This is a genomic window from Brevibacterium mcbrellneri ATCC 49030 (assembly GCF_000178455.1).
GTDB classification, from domain to species: Bacteria; Actinomycetota; Actinomycetes; order Actinomycetales; family Brevibacteriaceae; genus Brevibacterium; species Brevibacterium mcbrellneri.
In genome coordinates this window covers 1-17,178 of sequence record NZ_ADNU01000085.1, presented here as the reverse complement: position 1 = coordinate 17,178, position 17,178 = coordinate 1, and the positions used below count along the sequence as shown (strand labels likewise).

15 protein-coding genes and 1 tRNA gene are annotated in these 17,178 nt (G+C 57.4%); 15 read left to right on the top strand and 1 reads right to left on the bottom strand.

The window, feature by feature from the left end; translation table 11 throughout:
• Positions 1-27: 27 nt before the first annotated feature.
• The 4 genes from glmU to pth all read left to right on the top strand — a co-directional run bounded on the left by glmU (position 28) and on the right by pth (position 3,963).
• The gene (gene glmU / locus HMPREF0183_RS11440) at positions 28-1,479 is read left to right on the top strand and encodes a bifunctional UDP-N-acetylglucosamine diphosphorylase/glucosamine-1-phosphate N-acetyltransferase GlmU (protein ID WP_005886304.1); all 1,452 of its coding nucleotides are present in this window, start codon (positions 28-30) and stop codon (positions 1,477-1,479) included.
• The gene (locus HMPREF0183_RS11435) at positions 1,476-2,447 is read left to right on the top strand and encodes a ribose-phosphate diphosphokinase (RefSeq protein WP_005886302.1); all 972 of its coding nucleotides are present in this window, start codon (positions 1,476-1,478) and stop codon (positions 2,445-2,447) included. Before glmU ends, HMPREF0183_RS11435 begins: the two co-directional genes overlap by 4 nt.
• A gap of 213 nt (positions 2,448-2,660) precedes the next feature.
• Entirely contained in the window at positions 2,661-3,317 is a 657-nt protein-coding gene (locus HMPREF0183_RS11430; RefSeq protein ID WP_005886300.1) for a 50S ribosomal protein L25/general stress protein Ctc, read from the top strand.
• Positions 3,318-3,378: 61 nt separating this feature from the next.
• A complete protein-coding gene (gene pth, locus HMPREF0183_RS11425) occupies positions 3,379-3,963 on the top strand; it encodes an aminoacyl-tRNA hydrolase (RefSeq protein ID WP_005886298.1) in 585 nt (194 codons plus the stop codon).
• Here the strand turns inward: pth and HMPREF0183_RS11420 are convergent.
• Positions 3,960-4,679, bottom strand: coding sequence for a rhomboid family intramembrane serine protease (locus HMPREF0183_RS11420; RefSeq protein ID WP_005886296.1), 720 nt, complete (start codon positions 4,677-4,679; stop codon positions 3,960-3,962). The genes pth and HMPREF0183_RS11420 overlap by 4 nt on opposite strands.
• Positions 4,680-4,710: 31 nt before the next feature.
• Here HMPREF0183_RS11420 and mfd point away from each other — a divergent pair, with 31 nt between their 5' ends.
• The 11 genes from mfd (at position 4,711) to HMPREF0183_RS11365 (ending at position 16,770) form a co-directional block, all read left to right on the top strand.
• Entirely contained in the window at positions 4,711-8,319 is a 3,609-nt protein-coding gene (gene mfd / locus HMPREF0183_RS11415; protein WP_005886294.1) for a transcription-repair coupling factor, read from the top strand.
• Positions 8,316-9,104: a MazG nucleotide pyrophosphohydrolase domain-containing protein gene (locus HMPREF0183_RS12335; RefSeq protein WP_005886292.1), complete on the top strand. Its 789-nt coding sequence runs from the start codon at positions 8,316-8,318 to the stop codon at positions 9,102-9,104. The genes mfd and HMPREF0183_RS12335 overlap by 4 nt, the downstream gene beginning before the upstream one ends.
• Positions 9,082-9,831, top strand: a complete 750-nt coding sequence (locus HMPREF0183_RS11405) for a tyrosine-protein phosphatase (protein WP_005886290.1) — start codon at positions 9,082-9,084, stop codon at positions 9,829-9,831. Before HMPREF0183_RS12335 ends, HMPREF0183_RS11405 begins: the two co-directional genes overlap by 23 nt.
• Positions 9,832-9,873: 42 nt before the next feature.
• On the top strand, positions 9,874-11,154 hold the full coding sequence (eno, locus tag HMPREF0183_RS11400) for a phosphopyruvate hydratase (protein WP_005886288.1): 1,281 nt from the start codon (positions 9,874-9,876) through the stop codon (positions 11,152-11,154).
• 141 nt (positions 11,155-11,295) lie between these two features.
• Entirely contained in the window at positions 11,296-11,715 is a 420-nt protein-coding gene (locus HMPREF0183_RS11395) for an FtsB family cell division protein (protein ID WP_169309678.1), read from the top strand.
• A 2-nt stretch (positions 11,716-11,717) separates the two neighbouring features.
• Positions 11,718-12,218 carry a DUF501 domain-containing protein gene (locus HMPREF0183_RS11390; RefSeq protein ID WP_005886284.1) on the top strand — a complete coding sequence of 167 codons (501 nt, stop codon included), beginning with the start codon at positions 11,718-11,720 and terminating at the stop codon, positions 12,216-12,218.
• Complete coding sequence (locus tag HMPREF0183_RS11385) at positions 12,218-13,153, top strand: Ppx/GppA phosphatase family protein (protein WP_005886282.1); 936 nt, start codon at positions 12,218-12,220, stop codon at positions 13,151-13,153. Before HMPREF0183_RS11390 ends, HMPREF0183_RS11385 begins: the two co-directional genes overlap by 1 nt.
• 10 nt (positions 13,154-13,163) lie before the next feature.
• Positions 13,164-14,411: a S8 family peptidase gene (locus HMPREF0183_RS11380; RefSeq protein ID WP_245527168.1), complete on the top strand. Its 1,248-nt coding sequence runs from the start codon at positions 13,164-13,166 to the stop codon at positions 14,409-14,411.
• A gap of 52 nt (positions 14,412-14,463) precedes the next feature.
• Positions 14,464-15,837: an NAD(P)/FAD-dependent oxidoreductase gene (locus tag HMPREF0183_RS11375; protein WP_005886278.1), complete on the top strand. Its 1,374-nt coding sequence runs from the start codon at positions 14,464-14,466 to the stop codon at positions 15,835-15,837.
• A 69-nt stretch (positions 15,838-15,906) separates the two neighbouring features.
• Positions 15,907-15,980 (top strand) — tRNA-Leu (locus HMPREF0183_RS11370).
• Positions 15,981-16,434: 454 nt separating this feature from the next.
• Positions 16,435-16,770, top strand: coding sequence for a hypothetical protein (locus tag HMPREF0183_RS11365; protein ID WP_005886276.1), 336 nt, complete (start codon positions 16,435-16,437; stop codon positions 16,768-16,770).
• The last annotated feature ends 408 nt before the right edge of the window (positions 16,771-17,178 follow it).

Below are 17,178 nucleotides of genomic sequence, written 5' to 3'. Positions count from 1 at the left end.
CTAGCGCCGCTAGTCCAAGGAGTGCACATGACGCAGCAGTCGCCAGCTGCCGTAATCGTTCTCGCCGCTGGAGCGGGAACCCGTATGAAGTCCTCCACGCCCAAGGTGATGCACCCCATTGGTGGTCGATCACTGTTGCACCACGCCGTCGACGCGGCTGCGGGGGTCAACCCAGATCATCTGGTGGTCGTTTTGCGCCACGAACGTGACCGTGTGGGTGAGCACGTTGCAAACATTGCACAGGCACGTGAATGCGCGGTGCTGGTTGCCGATCAGGACGACGTTCCAGGGACCGGGCGCGCAGTCGAATGTGCACTCACACAACTTCCACAAAACCTCACTGGAACGATTGTTGTGACCTACGGGGATGTGCCTCTCTTGGAGGCGGACACCATCCACGACCTCGTTGTGTTCCACGAAGAACATTCCAACGCTGTCACGGTGCTATCTGCCCACGTGAAGCAGCCTCGCGGTTACGGTCGCATTGTGCGCGATGCAACCGGAACGCTTGAAAAGATCGTGGAAGAAAAAGACGCCACGGAACACGAGCGCGCAATCACCGAGATCAACTCCGGAATTTATGCATTTGATGCAGGAGTTTTGCGCACCTCTTTGGCTGCTGTCGGAACGGACAACGCGCAGGGCGAAAAGTACCTCACGGACGTTATTGGGATCGCCCGTTCGCAAGGTTCTGCCGTGGCGGCTTTGGCTATTGACGACGTGTGGCAGGTTGAAGGTGCAAACGACCGCGTGCAACTTGCGACCCTTGGAAAAGAACTCAATCGGCGCACTGTTGAAAAGTGGATGCGCGCGGGTGTCACGGTCGTTGATCCTGACACCACGTGGATTGACTCAGATGTGACATTGAACCCAGACGTGACCATCTTGCCTGGCGTTCAGCTTCACGGGGCTTGTGAAATCGCTTCGGGAGCTGTGATTGGCCCGGACACGACTTTGGCTGACACCGAGGTGGGAGAAGGCGCGCAGGTGATTCGGACTCACGCTCAGCTCGCTGTTGTGCGAGCAGGTGCCACGGTAGGTCCGTTTGCGTACTTGCGACCCGGGACTGACCTGGGTGAAAACGGCAAGATCGGAACTTTTGTCGAAACGAAGAACGCTCAGATTGGAACCGGTTCTAAGGTTCCGCACCTCACGTATGTTGGAGACGCGACGATCGGCAAGAACTCCAACATTGGTGCGTCGAGTGTTTTTGTGAACTATGACGGTGTGAACAAGCATCGCACTGTGGTGGGTGACAACGTGCGGACAGGGTCCGACACCATGTTCGTTGCACCTGTGACTGTGGGTGACGGGGCATACTCCGGGGCCGGCACGGTGATCAGGAAAGACGTTCCTGCGGGTGCGCTCGCAATTACGGTTGCACCTCAGCGTAATATTGAGGAGTGGGTGGTTAAGAACCGACCTGGAACCCCCGCTGCCGACGCTGCTTCTGCCAATAAGGAGACGGACGAACAGTGAACTCGATTACCGCCACAGGAGAAAAGAAACTTGTTCTCGTTTCTGGGCGCGCACACGAAGAACTAGCTCAGCAAGTCGCAGAGAATCTGGGCACGGAACTGCTCCCAGCTGATGTGTACAACTTTGCGAACGGCGAAATCTATGTTCGCTTTTCAGAATCGGTACGCGGTTGTGACGCGTTCGTTCTTCAAAGCCACTGCGCACCCATCAACGAATGGTTGATGGAGCAGCTCATTATGGTCGATGCTCTCAAACGCGCATCAGCAAAACGCATCACCGTGATCGCCCCATTCTTCCCGTACGCGCGTCAAGACAAGAAGCACCGCGGACGCGAACCTATTTCAGCTCGCCTGGTTGCCGACTTGTACCGCACTGCCGGGGCCGACCGCATCATCACCGTGGATCTCCACACCGCGCAGATCCAGGGGTTCTTCGACGGTCCTGTTGATCACTTGGTGGCTCTGCCAATTCTGTCTGACTATGTGCGCAATAACTACGAGCAGCCTCTCGCAGTCGTCTCCCCAGACGCAGGACGCATTAAGGTCGCTGAAAACTGGTCAGCTGCTCTAGGTGGTTGCCCGCTGGCCTTTATCCACAAAACTCGCGATATTGACCGCCCAAATCAGACCAAAGCTAATCGCGTGGTGGGTGACGTCAAGGGGCGCATGTGCGTTCTGGTTGACGACATGATCGACACCGGTGGAACTATTGTGCAGGCAGCCGAGGCGTGTATGGCTGAAGGCGCAAAAGGCGTGGTCATCGTAGCAACGCACGCCGTGTTCTCTGGTCCTGCTGTTGAACGGTTGAAGAATTCGGTTGCAAACGAAGTGATTGTGACAAATACTCTTCCGTTGAGCGAAGAGAAAGTCTTTGACAAGCTCACGGTTCTGTCAATTGCCCCGCTGCTGGGTCGTGCAGTTCACGAAGTGTTCGAAGACGGTTCAGTCACCAGCCTGTTCAACATCTAAGCACCTCACAGACGTAAAGTAACGAGCCTCGGCGCACGCGTTCAACAGACGCGTGCGCCTGTTTTTGCGCTTGTGGCGAGTGACCGTATAGAATGTTTCTCGCCTCGGCGAGGGAGGAAAAACTTCTCCGTTATCGACGCGGTTATTCGTGAAGGTGTTATCTGACCGCGAAAACTGTCGCCGTGGTTTGGATAAACCACACGAAAGGACATCATGGCTGACATTAAGCTCGAAGCCGAACTCCGTGAAAACTACGGTAAGGGATATGCCCGCCGTACCCGCGCCGCCGGACGTGTTCCCGGTGTTCTCTACGGTCGCGGAAACGAACCCGCGCACCTCTCATTTGATGGCCACGCCATCATGATGGCGATGAAGAACCCAAACTCGCTGGTCGAAATCTCAACCGCTGACGGCAAGGTTAAGAGCCTCGCTGTTGCTCGTGACATCCAGCGTCACCCTGTTCGTCGCGACATCATCCACGTTGACTTCATCATCGTTAAGCGCGGTGAAAAGATTGAGGTCGAAATTCCAGTTTCACCTGTGGGCGAAGCAGCTCCTGGAACTCTTGTATCGGTCGAAACTCAGACCCTGCGCGTTCTTGCCGATCCAACCCAGATTCCAGAACTCTTCGAACTGTCAATTGAAGACCGTAAGGTCGGCGAACACGTCTTTGCTAAGGACGTTGAGTTGCCAGAAGGCGTCGAACTGATTGACGACGAAGAAATGATGCTCATCCACGTTGCAGCTGAAATGACCGAAGCTGAACTCGAATCCGAACTTGAATCCGAGGCAGTGGACGAAGAAGTTGCAGCATCGACTGGTGCTGAGCCTTCAGAAGAAGCTGCTAGCGAATCATCTGACGACGAGTAATCGCCGTAAACTGAGTGGGGTGTGCATCATGCACACCCCACTTTTTTAACCGAAGGACGGCATGCGCTACCTCATTATTGGTCTGGGAAACCCGGGGCCACGTTACGCGAATACCCGGCACAACATTGGGCACATGGTGCTCGACGAACTCGCCCGCAGGTGCGGGGCCACTCTGGTATCCACGAAAACCCGTGCTTTAGCGGCCAGTGTGGGCGACCTCGGCGGGGTTGTGGGAACAAAGGCCGTTCTGATGAAGTCCGCAACCTATATGAACGAATCTGGGATTCCCGTGCGCCAGCTTGCCGACTTTTATTCGATCGACCCCGAACACGTGATCGCAATCCATGACGATGTGGACCTGCCGTTTGACTCGATCAAACTCAAACTGGGCGGGGGAGAAGGCGGCCACAACGGCTTGCGTTCAATGAGCAAACACTTGGGTACGCGTGACTATTTGCGCGTGCGCGCAGGTGTTGGCCGTCCTCCGGGGCGCATGGACACCGCGGACTATGTTTTGCAGAACTTCTCAAGCACAGAACGCAAAGACCTGCCCATTTTTGTGTCCGACTGTGCCGACGCTGTTGAAGACCTTGTGCTCAAGGGGCTGACGGAAGCCCAGCAGCGCTACCACTCGCGTCAGAACTAGTCGAGGTTCCGCAGTATCGCGTCGAGTTCCGGGTCCCCGGTATCAACTGTTTTCCCACCGGAGGTGCCAGAAGTCCCGGCCCGAGGTCGTTGCGACTTCCTGCGTCCCGCCCAGGCGAGGACGAACCAGGCTGCGAAGACCCCGCCTAGCAGCCCGAACAGGTGTGCTTGCCACGAAATGTGGCCCAAACGGGGGAGGACGCCAAAGAGCATGGCGCTTCCGTAAATCCCAATGACGAGCAGGGAAATGATTCCTCGGGCAATCCGACCTGACCATGTGCGGGCGAAAAACGCGGCCACTGCCAGATACCCAAAGTAGCCGAACACTAAACCAGACGCACCAACCGTGAGAGTGCCCGGTTCGTTAACAAAAAACGTCCCAACCGCGCTGGTGACCATGACGATTCCGGTGACGGCCCAGAAACGGACAACCCCGTCGGCGACAACCAGCCCACCTAGAACTAGGAACGGAAGCGAATTCGCTAACAGGTGAGGCCACGAAGAGTGCAAGAAGGGCATGGTGAAGATCCCATACCAGTGCGAAAAGTCCCACGACCGTAACCCGGCGCCGTTGAAGCGGATAGGAATCACAAAGTCAGCAATACGGATCACCCACATGGCCGCGAGCATGATGAGGGGAGACGCTAAACGTTTTGCAACGTCAACCCCAATAGCGCCCAGACTGTCTTCGTCACCGGTTTTGTGCGACTGGCTCATGCAATAAGTGTTTCACAGGTAGACTAGCCGCGTGTCTTTGACGGGAATCTCTGCAAGCGTGACCGAACTGCCTGGCTTCAACCAAGCCGTTGATGCCCTCAACACAGACCCAGGAGGGTCCATTGATGTAGTGAAGGGCCTGTGGCCGTTCCTCATCGCCCGGGCTAGCGCAACTGCTCCCGTGGTTGCAGTAACGTCGACGGGACGAGAAGCCGAAGAACTCACAGAAGCCCTGGCTGACCATTTAGGTCCCACCTCCGTAGTGTTCTTCCCCAGCTGGGAAACCTTGCCCCATGAACGCTTGTCACCACGGTCTGACACGGTGGGTAAGCGCTTGTCCGTTTTGCGTGCACTCAGTCACCCAGGGGAACGCCCGCTGTCCGTAGTGGTCACCACGGTTCGCGCGCTCTTACAACCGATTGTTAAAGGGCTGGGAGATCTGGAGCCGGTTACCCTCAAAGTGGGTGACGAACACGATCTCACGGAACTCGCTGAACATTTGTCGCACTTGGCGTATTCGCGCGTGGACATGGTGTCACGGAGGGGCGAATTTGCCGTCCGAGGTGGCATCATCGATATCTTCCCACCCACCGAAGATTCGGCCCTGCGTGTCGAGTTCTTTGGTGACGAGGTAGAAGAGATCCGGCGGTTTTCTGTTGCCGATCAGCGTTCGATCGAGCCGGAGGAAGGCGCGGAGACCCCGCATGTGTGGGCGCCACCGTGCCGTGAAGTTCTCTTGTCAGCAAAGGTGCGCGAACGTGCAGCCGCCTTGGTGGAACAGATCCCAGCAGCTGCGGACATGCTTAACAAAATCGCTGACGGGGTTGCCGTGGACGGGATGGAGTCGCTGGCCCCCGTGCTGGCCGACGGCATGGAGCCGTTGTTGGCCCGCCTCCCCAGCACCACTCGCATTGTGGTGCTGTCCCCAGAACGCGTCGAAACACGGGCTGCAGACCTCGTGGCGACAACAGACGAGTTTTTGGCGGCCGCGTGGACAGCGACCGCCTCGGGAGGGGAAGCTCCCATTGACCTGTCACCGGCGAGCTTCCGCACATTGGAGGAGACCCGCACGGCTGCAGACCAACTCAGCCTTCCGTGGTGGGAAGTGGGCGGGTTCGCCCGCGATGAAGAACTGGTGGAGGCCACGGAAAACCACGTCACAGTAGACGCCCGCGAACCGCGCGGTTATGCGGGTGATGTTGAAGCGGTGCTCACTGACGTGCGCGATCATGTTTCGCACGCCTGGAACGTGTACGTGCTCACAGAAGGTAAGGGCTCTGGTAGCCGACTCGTTGAGGTGTTCTCAGAAGCCGACATTCTAGCCCACTTCGAACCAGTCATCGAGGCGCCCGCGCCACCAGCCACCGTGACCGTGACAACGGCTGCCACGTACGCGGGATTCGTGAGTGAAAAGGCCAAACTGGCCGTACTCACCGAATCCGAGGTGTTGGGCCGCTCCGTGCAGAATAGCCGGCGAGGGCGCAAGTCCCTTCCGCGCAGGCGCCGCCGGGGGCAAGTGGACCCGCTTGACCTGAAACCAGGTGACTATGTGGTGCACGAACAGCACGGGGTGGGACGCTTCGTGGAGTTGGTTCAGCGCACCACGCGCAAGGGCAAGAACTCCCTGACCCGCGAATACCTAGTGATCGAGTACGCTCCGTCCAAACGCGGCCACCCGGGCGACCGCTTGTTCGTGCCGTCTGACTCGCTTGACCAGATCACCCGCTACGTGGGTGGGGAGAGCCCATCCGTGAACAAGATGGGCGGGGCCGACTGGGCGAAGACCAAACAGCGCGCTCGCAAAGCGGTCAAAGAAATCGCCGGCGAACTGGTGAGGTTGTACTCAGCGCGCATGGCCTCGAAAGGCTTCCAGTTCTCACCAGATACGCCGTGGCAACGGGAGCTGGAGGACGCATTCCGGTACGTTGAAACCGCTGATCAGCTCACCACGATCGACGAAGTCAAAGAGGACATGGAAAAGCCTCTTCCCATGGACCGTCTGATCTGCGGTGACGTGGGTTATGGAAAGACCGAGGTGGCAGTCAGGGCCGCTTTCAAGGCAGTTCAGGACGGCAAACAGGTGGCGGTGCTGGTGCCTACCACCTTGTTGGTTCAGCAACACTTTGAAACGTTTAGGGAACGGTACGCAGGATTCCCCGTCACGGTGGGTAGGCTTTCGCGTTTTCAGACTCCCAAGGAGTCACAGCAGACGAAAGACGACATCCATTCCGGCAAGCTCGATGTGGTGATCGGAACCCACCGACTGCTTTCCGGTGAAGTGCGGTTTAAGAACCTGGGACTCGTCATCATTGACGAAGAACAGCGCTTTGGCGTGGAGCACAAAGAGACGCTTAAGGCGATGCGCACAAATGTGGACGTGCTGGCGATGAGCGCGACCCCGATTCCACGCACCCTGGAAATGGCGGTGACTGGGATCCGCGAAATGTCCACGTTGGCCACTCCGCCGGAGGAACGTCACCCCGTGCTCACCTACGTGGGTAAGTACGAGGAAAAGCAGGTCACTGCCGCGATTCGTCGTGAGCTGTTGCGCGAAGGTCAAGTGTTCTTCATTCACAACCGGGTCCAGGACATTGACGCGGTAGCCACTCGGTTGGCTGAGTTGGTTCCCGAAGCTCGCATCGCTGTTGCGCACGGAAAAATGAGCGAACAGCAGCTTGAAAAAGTGATTGTGGACTTCTGGGAAAAGCAGTATGACGTACTGGTGTGCACCACGATTGTGGAAACTGGAATCGACATCGCGAATGCGAATACACTGATCGTAGACCGGGCTGACCGCATGGGCTTGTCTCAGCTGCACCAGCTTAGGGGCCGGGTGGGGCGTGGACGGGAACGCGCCTACGCGTATTTCCTCTACCCATCGGACATCGAACTGACCGAAACCGCTCACGACCGCCTCGAAACCGTTGCCGCCCACACCGAACTGGGCGCAGGTATGCAGGTAGCCATGAAAGACCTCGAAATCCGCGGGGCCGGAAACCTGCTGGGTGGCCAACAGTCCGGACACGTCGAAGGTGTGGGATTCGACCTGTACGTGCGTATGGTGGGCGAAGCGGTCGCCAACTTTAAGGGCGAAGCAGAAGAAGAGCTCCCAGAAATGCGGATCGAGCTCCCCATCGACGCCCACTTGCCAACGAACTACATCGAGCAGGAGCGTCTGCGCTTAGAGGCCTACCGCAAGCTCGCAACAGCAACCGATGAAGCTGGCGTTAACGAAGTACTGGCCGAACTCACCGACCGCTACGGCCCCTACCCGCCAGAAGTTGCCGTGCTCGCTGATGTAGCCCGCCTGCGTATCCGCGCACGCGCCTCGGGCATCAGCGACATCGTTACGCAAGGAAACAACATTCGGTTCGGGCCTGTTGAACTCGCCGATTCGCAAGTCGTGCGACTCAAACGCCTCTACCCGCGGTCCCTCATCAAACCAGCGCTGCGGTCCGTGCTGGTACCCAAACCCACCTCGGGACAGGGATTCGCCGCCAGCGACGTCACTGATACAGCCCTGCTGGAATGGTGCATGAAGTTCCTCAACGCGATCCTGCCAGTCGAAAAAGCAGACAGTGGTGAGACGGCGGGCGATAGTGGAAATCCGGGTGGTAGCAGCGAAAAGGGGGAGTCGTGACGCGGTGGGAACCGGTCGACCCTGAGACCCTGTCAACGGCCGAGGTCGTTGCCTACTTGCGTGCCCGCTGCCCCTGGGCAGCCGCGCACACGCATGCCAGCCTGGCCCCGTACGTGCTTGAAGAAACGTATGAACTCCTCGACGCGATCGAGGAATACAGCACGAACCCCAGCTCCACGACCCGCGAGGAACTGGTAGGGGAGCTGGGCGACGTGGCATATCAGGTCCTTTTCCACGCGGCGCTGCTCGACCAGCCCAACGCAACCCCCACCTCGGCGAGCCCACCTACCGGAAACTACGTGAGCCCCCGCGCCATCACCGAGGTGGCAGACAGGTTGCGTGCGAAGGTGGTCCGGCGGCACCCACACGTCTTTGAAACCACCGGCCCCACCAGTATTGAGGACGTTGAACGGGCCTATGAACGCATTAAGGCCGAAGAAAAACGAGACGCGGGCGACGGTGACGCTGTGGACGTGTCCGCGGGTGATAACTTGGCACATGAAGCGTGTGCGTCGATCCCAGCCAGTATGCCTGCGCTCGCAAGGACACAAGCGGTGTTGAGCCGCTTGGACAGAGTAGCCCTGAGCGTGGAGAGCAACGCGGACGTTGCCGGCGTGCCGGAGACTGAAGACGAAGATGTCACCGAAACCACAATCGGCCAGGAACTGTTAGCGGCTGTTCGCAAGGCCCACGCGAACGGGATTGACGCCGAAGGAGCTTTGCATCGCGCCACCGACGCACTTATCGACGAAAGAGGTCAACGTGCACCAACCGACACGCATTGAGATCGGCGGAACGTTCAACTTCCGTGACATTGGAGGTTGGAACACACCTTTAGGGCAGGTCGTGCAACACAAAGTGTTTCGCTCTGACGGGTTGTCCGCCCTGACCGACGACGCACGGACGCGCCTTCACGAACTGGGCATCGTCATGGTGATCGACCTGCGTGAGGAACGGGAACGCACCAACGCGCCTAACGCGCTGGGGGACCTGCAGGTCAACCACATTCATGCGCCACTGTTCGGTAACCGGCTTTACCCAGCGGATCGTGAACGACCCGACCGGTTGGTGCTAGAAAAGCGTGACTTGGAAACTCTGTATGGTGTCTTGCTCGATCACTTCGCCATGAACGTTGCGCACGTGATTGACTTGGTCGCCAATGCCGAAGGTCCCTTGGTGTACCACTGTTCGGCCGGAAAAGACCGCACAGGGGTGGTCACGGCGTTCATCCACGAACTCGTAGGGGTTGCGCGTGACGACGTGGTGACCGACTACAACGCGACAGAACAGTTCCTTGGGGCGGAGTTTCTGGCCGCGATCAGTGCGAACTTTGCTAACGCCGGAATTGTGGCAAACCTGTCAGAGACTGCCACGCAAGCCCCGCGCGTCTACATGGACAACATGTTGCGGCGGGTAGACGAAGAATTTGGAGGAGTGGAGAAGTTTCTTTTGTCAGGTGGCATGGATGCAAAAACGCCGGACCTCCTCCGTCACAAACTGCTTGTGCATTAGAGTTACACGTGAAGCCTCTCGACGTGTTTATAAGGAGACACCATGGCACAGATCATCGCGGCGAATGCTCGTGAAATCCTAGACTCCCGCGGCAACCCCACTGTCGAAGTTGAGATCCTTCTGGAGGACGGAGCAATCGGTTCCGCATGTGTCCCCTCCGGTGCATCAACCGGCGAATGGGAAGCTGTTGAACTTCGCGATAACGACCCAGAACGCTACGACGGCAAGGGCGTCCTGTCCGCTGTTGACTCTGTCCTCGATGAGATCCACGACGCAGTTGCCGGTATCGAAGCCGATGACCAGCGCATCATTGATCAGACACTGATCGACCTCGACGGAACGCCAAACAAAGAACGCTTGGGTGCCAACGCGATCCTGGGAACCTCGCTGGCAGTAGCACACGCAGCGGCCCGGTCAGTAGACCTGCCACTGTTCCGCTACTTGGGTGGCCCCAATGCGCACGTCATGCCTGTGCCCATGATGAACATTCTCAACGGTGGCGCACACGCAGACTCCAACGTTGATATCCAGGAATTTATGATCGCCCCAATTGGTGCAGCGACCTTCAGTGAAGCTCTCCAGTGGGGCGCCGAGGTTTACCACGCACTTAAAAAGGTGCTCAAGGCCAAAGGTTTGGGAACCGGCCTGGGTGACGAAGGTGGGTTTGCGCCTAACCTCGAATCCAACGCGCAGGCCCTGGACCTCATCATCGAAGCAATCCAGGCCACGGGCCGCACGCCGGGCAAGGACATTGCTCTTGCACTCGACGTCGCATCCAGCGAATTCTTCAAAGACGGGTCGTACTCTTTTGAAGGTGCGCAGAAATCTGCAGAAGAAATGACTGCGTACTACACCGAACTGGTGGAAAAGTACCCACTGGTGTCAATTGAAGACCCACTGGACGAAAACGACTGGGACGGCTACGTCCACCTGACAGAAACACTTGGAGACCGGGTTCAGCTGGTGGGTGACGACCTCTTTGTGACCAACCCTGAACGCTTGCAGACCGGAATCGAAAAAGGTGCCGCCAACTCACTCCTGGTGAAGGTCAACCAGATCGGAACCCTGACAGAAACCCTGGAAGCAATCGCACTGGCACACTCCAACGGTTACACCACCATGGTGTCCCACCGTTCGGGTGAAACCGAAGACACCACGATTGCTGACCTGGCGGTGGCCACCAACGCCGGACAGATCAAGACCGGTGCACCGGCTCGTTCGGAACGCGTTGCTAAGTACAACCGTCTGCTCGTCATCGAAGAGTTCTTGGGAGACGCTGCCCGCTACGCAGGTGCGCGCGCATTCCCACGCTTCAACGGGTAGTCCGCACAACGGATAATCAACACACCCGCGAATAGCCTTCGCGTTCAACGAAAAGCACGGCACACTACAAGTGTCGTGCTTTTCCCTTCCCCTACGCGCGAATGACGAGGTCTCATGAACAAGAAAACGCAGAGTCATCGTGTGACCTCGTCCTCAAAATCTTCCGGTCGCAAAAAGCCACGTAAGCGTCTGAGCTTTGGGCGCAAAACTGCACTTGCAGGGGTTTTCATCTTGGTGGCACTCATGTTCGTGCCCACCGTGACAACAGGGATTAGGCAAGCTCAACAAATCAGTGTTCTGGAGCGCGACAACGCAGCGACAGAACAAGAGATCCGAGACCTCGAGAAGAAACAGCAAGAGCTCAAAGACCCCAAGCACATCGAACGGCGTGCGCGTGACGAATACCATTACGCCAAGCCGGGTGAAAAGATATTTATCGTAGAATCTGACAAGGACGAACACGGTTCAGCAAATCAAGCGAACAAGGGTGAACGGCAACGTCCCTGGTACGTTGAACTTTCGGATTCCTTGAAGACTGTGGGGCTAGCAACGGAGGAATAGCAATGGTCGGCCTGGCGAGTAAGGCAGATTTGGAAACAGTGCGCCAACAGTTAGGTCGGATCCCCCGGGGAGTACTTGGAGTCGCAGCTCGATCCGTCACCGGGGAACCGCTTGTGATTGCCACAGCACCGCGCTTAGAAGACGGTTCACCGTTCCCCACCACGTACTACCTGACACACCCTGACTACGTTGCGGAATGTTCGCGACTAGAAGCCTCCGGGATCATGTCCGAATGGACCGCTGAACTCGCAGAAAATGAAGAACTGGCCGCTCAATACTTGGCAGCTCACCGCGCGTATTTGCACGATCGCAAAACACTGGGGGATGAGGCCGGAATTGAGTTCGTCGAAGAAATCGCTGACTTTTCCGCCGGTGGGATGCCCAACCGTGTCAAGTGCCTACACGCTCTGGTTGGTCACGCGCTGGCCGCCGGTCCGGGTGTCAACCCAATTGGTGACCGTGCAATTGAACGCATGAACAACGTTCCGGGGGTACAAAGATAATGCGAGTTGCTGCCATTGACTGCGGAACCAACTCAATTCGACTCCTCATCGCCGACACAGACGGCACCACGCTGACCGACGTGGTGCGCGAAATGCGTGTTGTGCGTTTAGGACAAGGCGTTGACGCAACAGGCGCGTTCGCCCCTGAGGCACTGGAACGAACCTTTTCAGCAATCGACGAATACGCTGAACTCATCACAGATCACGGCGCGGAACACGCACGCTTCGTTGCCACCTCGGCCACCCGCGATGCCACCAACCGCGAAACGTTTTTTGCCGGCGTGCGCGAACGCTTGAGCATTGAAGCGGAAGTCATCACGGGGGAAGAAGAGGCCGGACTGTCGTTCATTGGGGCGACAGCCGGGCTGGGCGCAAGCGTTGACTACCCGGCACTCGTCATGGACCTGGGCGGCGGCTCAACCGAGCTGGTTTTGGGAACGGATGCCGTTAACAGTGCATTTTCGATGGACATCGGGTGCGTGCGCATGACCGAGCGACACATGCATTCTGACCCGCCTACCGAGGAAGAAGTAGCGGCAGCGGTGGCCGACATCGACGAGTGGTACGACCGTGCACGTCAAATAGTCGACACTTCGCAGGCACGCACTTTGGTGGGGGTAGCCGGGACTATCACCACAGTCACGGCAGCGTATTTGGACCTGCCCACATACGACCCCCACGCTATCCACGGTGCGCAACTTGAGGCAGACCGCGTGTTGGAAACGTGCCAGAAACTCGCCGCCATGACACGTGCGGAACGGACCGCGTTACCGTACATGCACCCTGGACGTGTAGACGTCATTGGCGCAGGCGCTACCGTGTACGCCCGCTTGATTACTCGGATAGTCGATGACGCTCCAGGGCTGACGATTCGGAGTAGCGAAACTGACATTCTCGACGGAATCGCACTTGGCGTGGCGAGGTCACGTGCCTAAACTCCGCCAGGTGCTAGGTTCACTTGCAATCCTGGTGTTGGGTGGTTCACTGTTGAGCCCCGGCGCCCCGGTGCACGCCGCCCCAAAAGCGTCACCCGGTCAGTGGTTTATCGAGTCGTATGGAATCGACAAGGCCTGGGAACGCACAACAGGGAAGGGCGTCAAGGTCGCCATCATTGATTCCGGGGTCAAGGGTGACCACGAAAACCTCACGGGCAAAGTCGTTGGGGCAAAGGACTTCTCCGGGTCAAAAACGGACGGCCAAACCCCGGTAGGGCCAAAGGACACAGTGCGGCACGGCACGGCTGTTGCCGGAGTCATCGCAGGGAACGGTTCTAATCTGGGTCCACGTGGAGTCGCTCCAGACGCTGAACTCTTATCCGCGTCCATGTGGCTGGGTTCAGGTGGACCAGCGGACGCACCTTCTTCGCGCCAACAGGCAGCTGACGCCATTAAGTGGTCCGTGGATAACGGAGCCAAGGTCATTAACATGTCGCTTGGGTGGGCCGATCCCGCGTGGCCAGAATACTGGGATGAGGCGTTTTCTTACGCCTATGAAAAAGACGCGGTGATCATCGCGTGTGTGGGTAATGCTTCCCAGGGCGCAACTCGAGCCTGGTCGCCAGCTACGGTTCCGGGAGTCGTAGGTGTTGGGGGTCTGAAGAAGGACGACTCAATCGATTCGGAGTCGACCGCGCCAGGCATTGCGGTTGATCTGATGGGGCCGGCGCAAAAAATTCCTGTTCCGTACTATGAAGGTGGGTACGCCGAGGCGGAAGGCTGTTCCTTTGCTGCCCCCTTTGTATCCGGTGTAGCTGCGCTGATCCGTTCCGAACACCCTGAGTATTCGGCCGATCAGGTGGTGGCTGCCGTGACCTCCACGGCGAAACCCGTGAAGGGTCACGACCAGGAAAAACCTGTTGACCCCATTGTGGGACACGGGCGGATCGACCCGGTTGCGGCCCTTGATGCGAAACCTGGCAAGGATGTGAAATCGGCAAAGAAAGAGCTAGCCGAATGGGTGCGCATGCACCGCCGGGCTCAAGAGTCATCCAAGCCAGGAAAAGACGTTATCGAAGGTGACGCGGACAACCCGGGAACCACCTCGGCCCATCAACCCACCCCTCACGACCGCAACCAACTGCCGTGGTTTTACGTACCTCTTTTGAGCGTAGGGGGTGCGCTAATTCTGTCCGGTGTAGTCGTGTGGTTGGTGCAAAGTCGACGCGGAAAAAACGACTCAGGAAAGATGCGATGAACATTCAGGGGGCGCGTTCGTGAAACACCGGATCAAGCGATAGCATGAGACTATGGCTTTGATTCGTAATAGCAAATTGCGTCCACGCGTCCTCGTAGTAGGTGGAGGTTACCTCGGACTGGTTACCGCCCAGAACCTGCTGAAGAACCTGGGTCGAGGTGAAGCAACTGTCACCGTTGTTGACCCCAACCCGTACATGACTTACCAGCCGTTCCTTCCAGAAGTTGCCGCTGGTTCAATCGAACCGCGCCACGCTGTGGTGCCACTGCGTCGCAACCTCAAGGGTGCAGAAGTTGTCACCGGTTACGTGCGCTCCATCAACCACGCCAAGAAGTACGCGGTTGTTGAGCCTGAAGGTGACGAAGCATTTGAACTGGACTACGACCACATTGTGTTGGCTGCCGGTTCGGTTGCACGTGCACTCCCGATCCCTGGTTTGGACGAAGAAGCTATTGGTGTCAAGCGCATTGAAGAAGCTGTTGCTCTGCGCGACCACATCCTCAACCAGCTCGACGCTGCGGCTCTCATGGAGAACGACGAAGAACGTCGTAAGGCCCTGACGTTCGTGTTCGTCGGTGGTGGGTTCGCTGGAATTGAAGCGCTCGCTGAAATCGAAGACATGGTGCGCTCTGCAGTTGCGCAGCACGAAACCCTCACGGAAGCTGACGTTCGCTTTGTTCTGGTTGAAGCTGCACCTCGCGTTATGCCAGAAGTTGGCGAAGCGCAGGCACGCTGGGTTGTCGACCACCTGCGTGAACGTGGCGTTGACGTGTACCTCGAAACCTTCCTGCAGGACTGCACTAACAAGCGTTGCAAGCTGTCCAACGGTGAAGAGTTCGACGCTGACACCATCGTGTGGAACGCCGGCGTGAAGGCTAACCCACTGCTGGTTGACTCGGACCTTCCACTGGACGACCGCGGCCGCCTCACGGTTCGTGCTGACCTGCGTGTTGAAGACGAAAACGGTGTTGTTGAAGGCGCTTGGGGTGCTGGTGACAACGCTGCGGTTCCTGACCTCTCCGGTGGCGGTGTAGGTGGCTATTGCGTGCCAAACGCTCAGCACGCTGTTCGTCAGGCTCCTGTTCTGGCCGCTAACATCTTGGCTGCTCTGCGCGGCGAAACCGAATTCCGCCAGTACTTCCACAAGTCACTGGGTGCGGTTGCCGGTATGGGACTGTACAAGGGTGTCGCTCAGATGGGTGACTTCGAAACCCGCGGCTTCCTCGCATGGCTCATGCACCGTGGATACCACGGCTACGCAATTCCTACCGTGGACCGTAAGCTGCGTGTGTTCACCAACTGGTTCCTCAACTTCGTGGCTGGTCGCGACCTCACCGCGTTGAAGGACCTGGATGTTCCACGTAAGAACTTCGTAGAGGCTGCTCACTCCAAGCCAGCTCCTCGTAAGGAACCGGCTAAGAAGTAAGCGTTAGACGTGTGAGAGGCGACCATGCGTGTGTGGTCGCCTCTCAAACTGTTGTAGGGTAAAACCCTGCCCCCCATAGTCCAATCGGCAGAGACAGTCGACTTAAAATCGATCCAGTGTGGGTTCGAGTCCCACTGGGGGGACACACAAATAACAAGCAAAACCCCTGGTCAGAAGGCCACAAGCACCAGGTCAGGCTCAGCGAAAACAGGTTTCGACCACATTTTGCCCACACTTCCACTGCAGGTTTTGGGCCTAGTCGTTTGTTTTGGTTATTTTTTGCGTAGTGGTTTTTGGTCGGTAAACGGTTTCCAAGCGTGTTCGGCTGCTTGGTGTTTCTCATCATCGTGAGAAGGCAGTCCAAGTGAAGCGTTCCGAAGCATTAAGCCAAGCCCAGACGGCGCAATACGGCATCGGTGAAGTTGCAGAGTCTGATTTGCGGTTGCCATCGCGGATAGATTGCCGTGAACCTAGTCGCGTTTCGTATGCTGGGTTTGTAAACGGACATTGTGTTCGTGTTGCTGTGGTATTAAACGCGAAGTGCCAATCTCGTGTGGCCAGTATTTACAGGCTGGGATAGTCAGGGGTGAGGTAGCGATGCGCAGGCAAGATGAACTGGATAAGCTCACTGAAGCGGCGCGAGAGTTTGCAGTTAACGAGCTGGGCCGCACTGACTATGAGCTGTCTGTTATTGACTCGCTGATTGAGCACAACGAGACGCACGCAGCGCTTGAAGGGCTGTGGTTGGAGGCGTGCCACGAAGGCGTGTTATGGCCGGATCATTTGGTTGAGCAGTTCCGTGATCTTCCTGAACGGTTTGATCTTGGGCAGGAATTTGAAGAATTCATGGAGTGCCAGGACAACATTAGGAAACAGAACGCTATTGACCACGACGGGAATGCTCCTACTTACCATCTACCAGATACGATGTGAGTGAAGGTGGCAGCCAGCCCACCGTGAGTTCTACTCGAGGGCAGGCCAGCCACCTTCGCTCATTCATTGCTCTTATCCACCCGGGTTTCTGGGTGGGTTTTGTTTTCCCCTTTTTCTTACCGCCAGGGGTTATGGGGGCGGGTGTTCCAGGTGTACGGCAAGCACGTTAGGTGGTTTTCTCTACAGTTCTGCGCTGCGCTGGACTAGGCGTGTAGAGTAACGTGCCGATTTTGGTCCGAAAACGTGAACAAAACGATCAAAAAGGGTGTTTACTCTACAACCCTCCGCGAAGGTTGTAGAGTAAACGGCTTTCGTGCGCACGATGACCTCAAAGTTGCTTGGTCCGTCCCATCCTTATGAGAAGGCAGTCCAAATGAAGCGATCCGGGGCATAAAGCCAAGTCCAGAC

What these genes read in the sequence shown, in the direction of transcription:
- pth (WP_005886298.1), top strand. Translation starts at nt 3,379, where the DNA reads ATGCGCTACCTCATTATTGGTCTGGGAAACCCGGGGCCACGTTACGCG.
- HMPREF0183_RS11390 (WP_005886284.1), top strand. Translation starts at nt 11,718, where the DNA reads ATGGTCGGCCTGGCGAGTAAGGCAGATTTGGAAACAGTGCGCCAACAG.
- HMPREF0183_RS11420 (WP_005886296.1), bottom strand. Translation starts at nt 4,679, where the DNA reads ATGAGCCAGTCGCACAAAACCGGTGACGAAGACAGTCTGGGCGCTATT.
- HMPREF0183_RS11375 (WP_005886278.1), top strand. Translation starts at nt 14,464, where the DNA reads ATGGCTTTGATTCGTAATAGCAAATTGCGTCCACGCGTCCTCGTAGTA.
- HMPREF0183_RS11365 (WP_005886276.1), top strand. Translation starts at nt 16,435, where the DNA reads ATGCGCAGGCAAGATGAACTGGATAAGCTCACTGAAGCGGCGCGAGAG.
- glmU (WP_005886304.1), top strand. Translation starts at nt 28, where the DNA reads ATGACGCAGCAGTCGCCAGCTGCCGTAATCGTTCTCGCCGCTGGAGCG.
- eno (WP_005886288.1), top strand. Translation starts at nt 9,874, where the DNA reads ATGGCACAGATCATCGCGGCGAATGCTCGTGAAATCCTAGACTCCCGC.
- HMPREF0183_RS11385 (WP_005886282.1), top strand. Translation starts at nt 12,218, where the DNA reads ATGCGAGTTGCTGCCATTGACTGCGGAACCAACTCAATTCGACTCCTC.
- HMPREF0183_RS11430 (WP_005886300.1), top strand. Translation starts at nt 2,661, where the DNA reads ATGGCTGACATTAAGCTCGAAGCCGAACTCCGTGAAAACTACGGTAAG.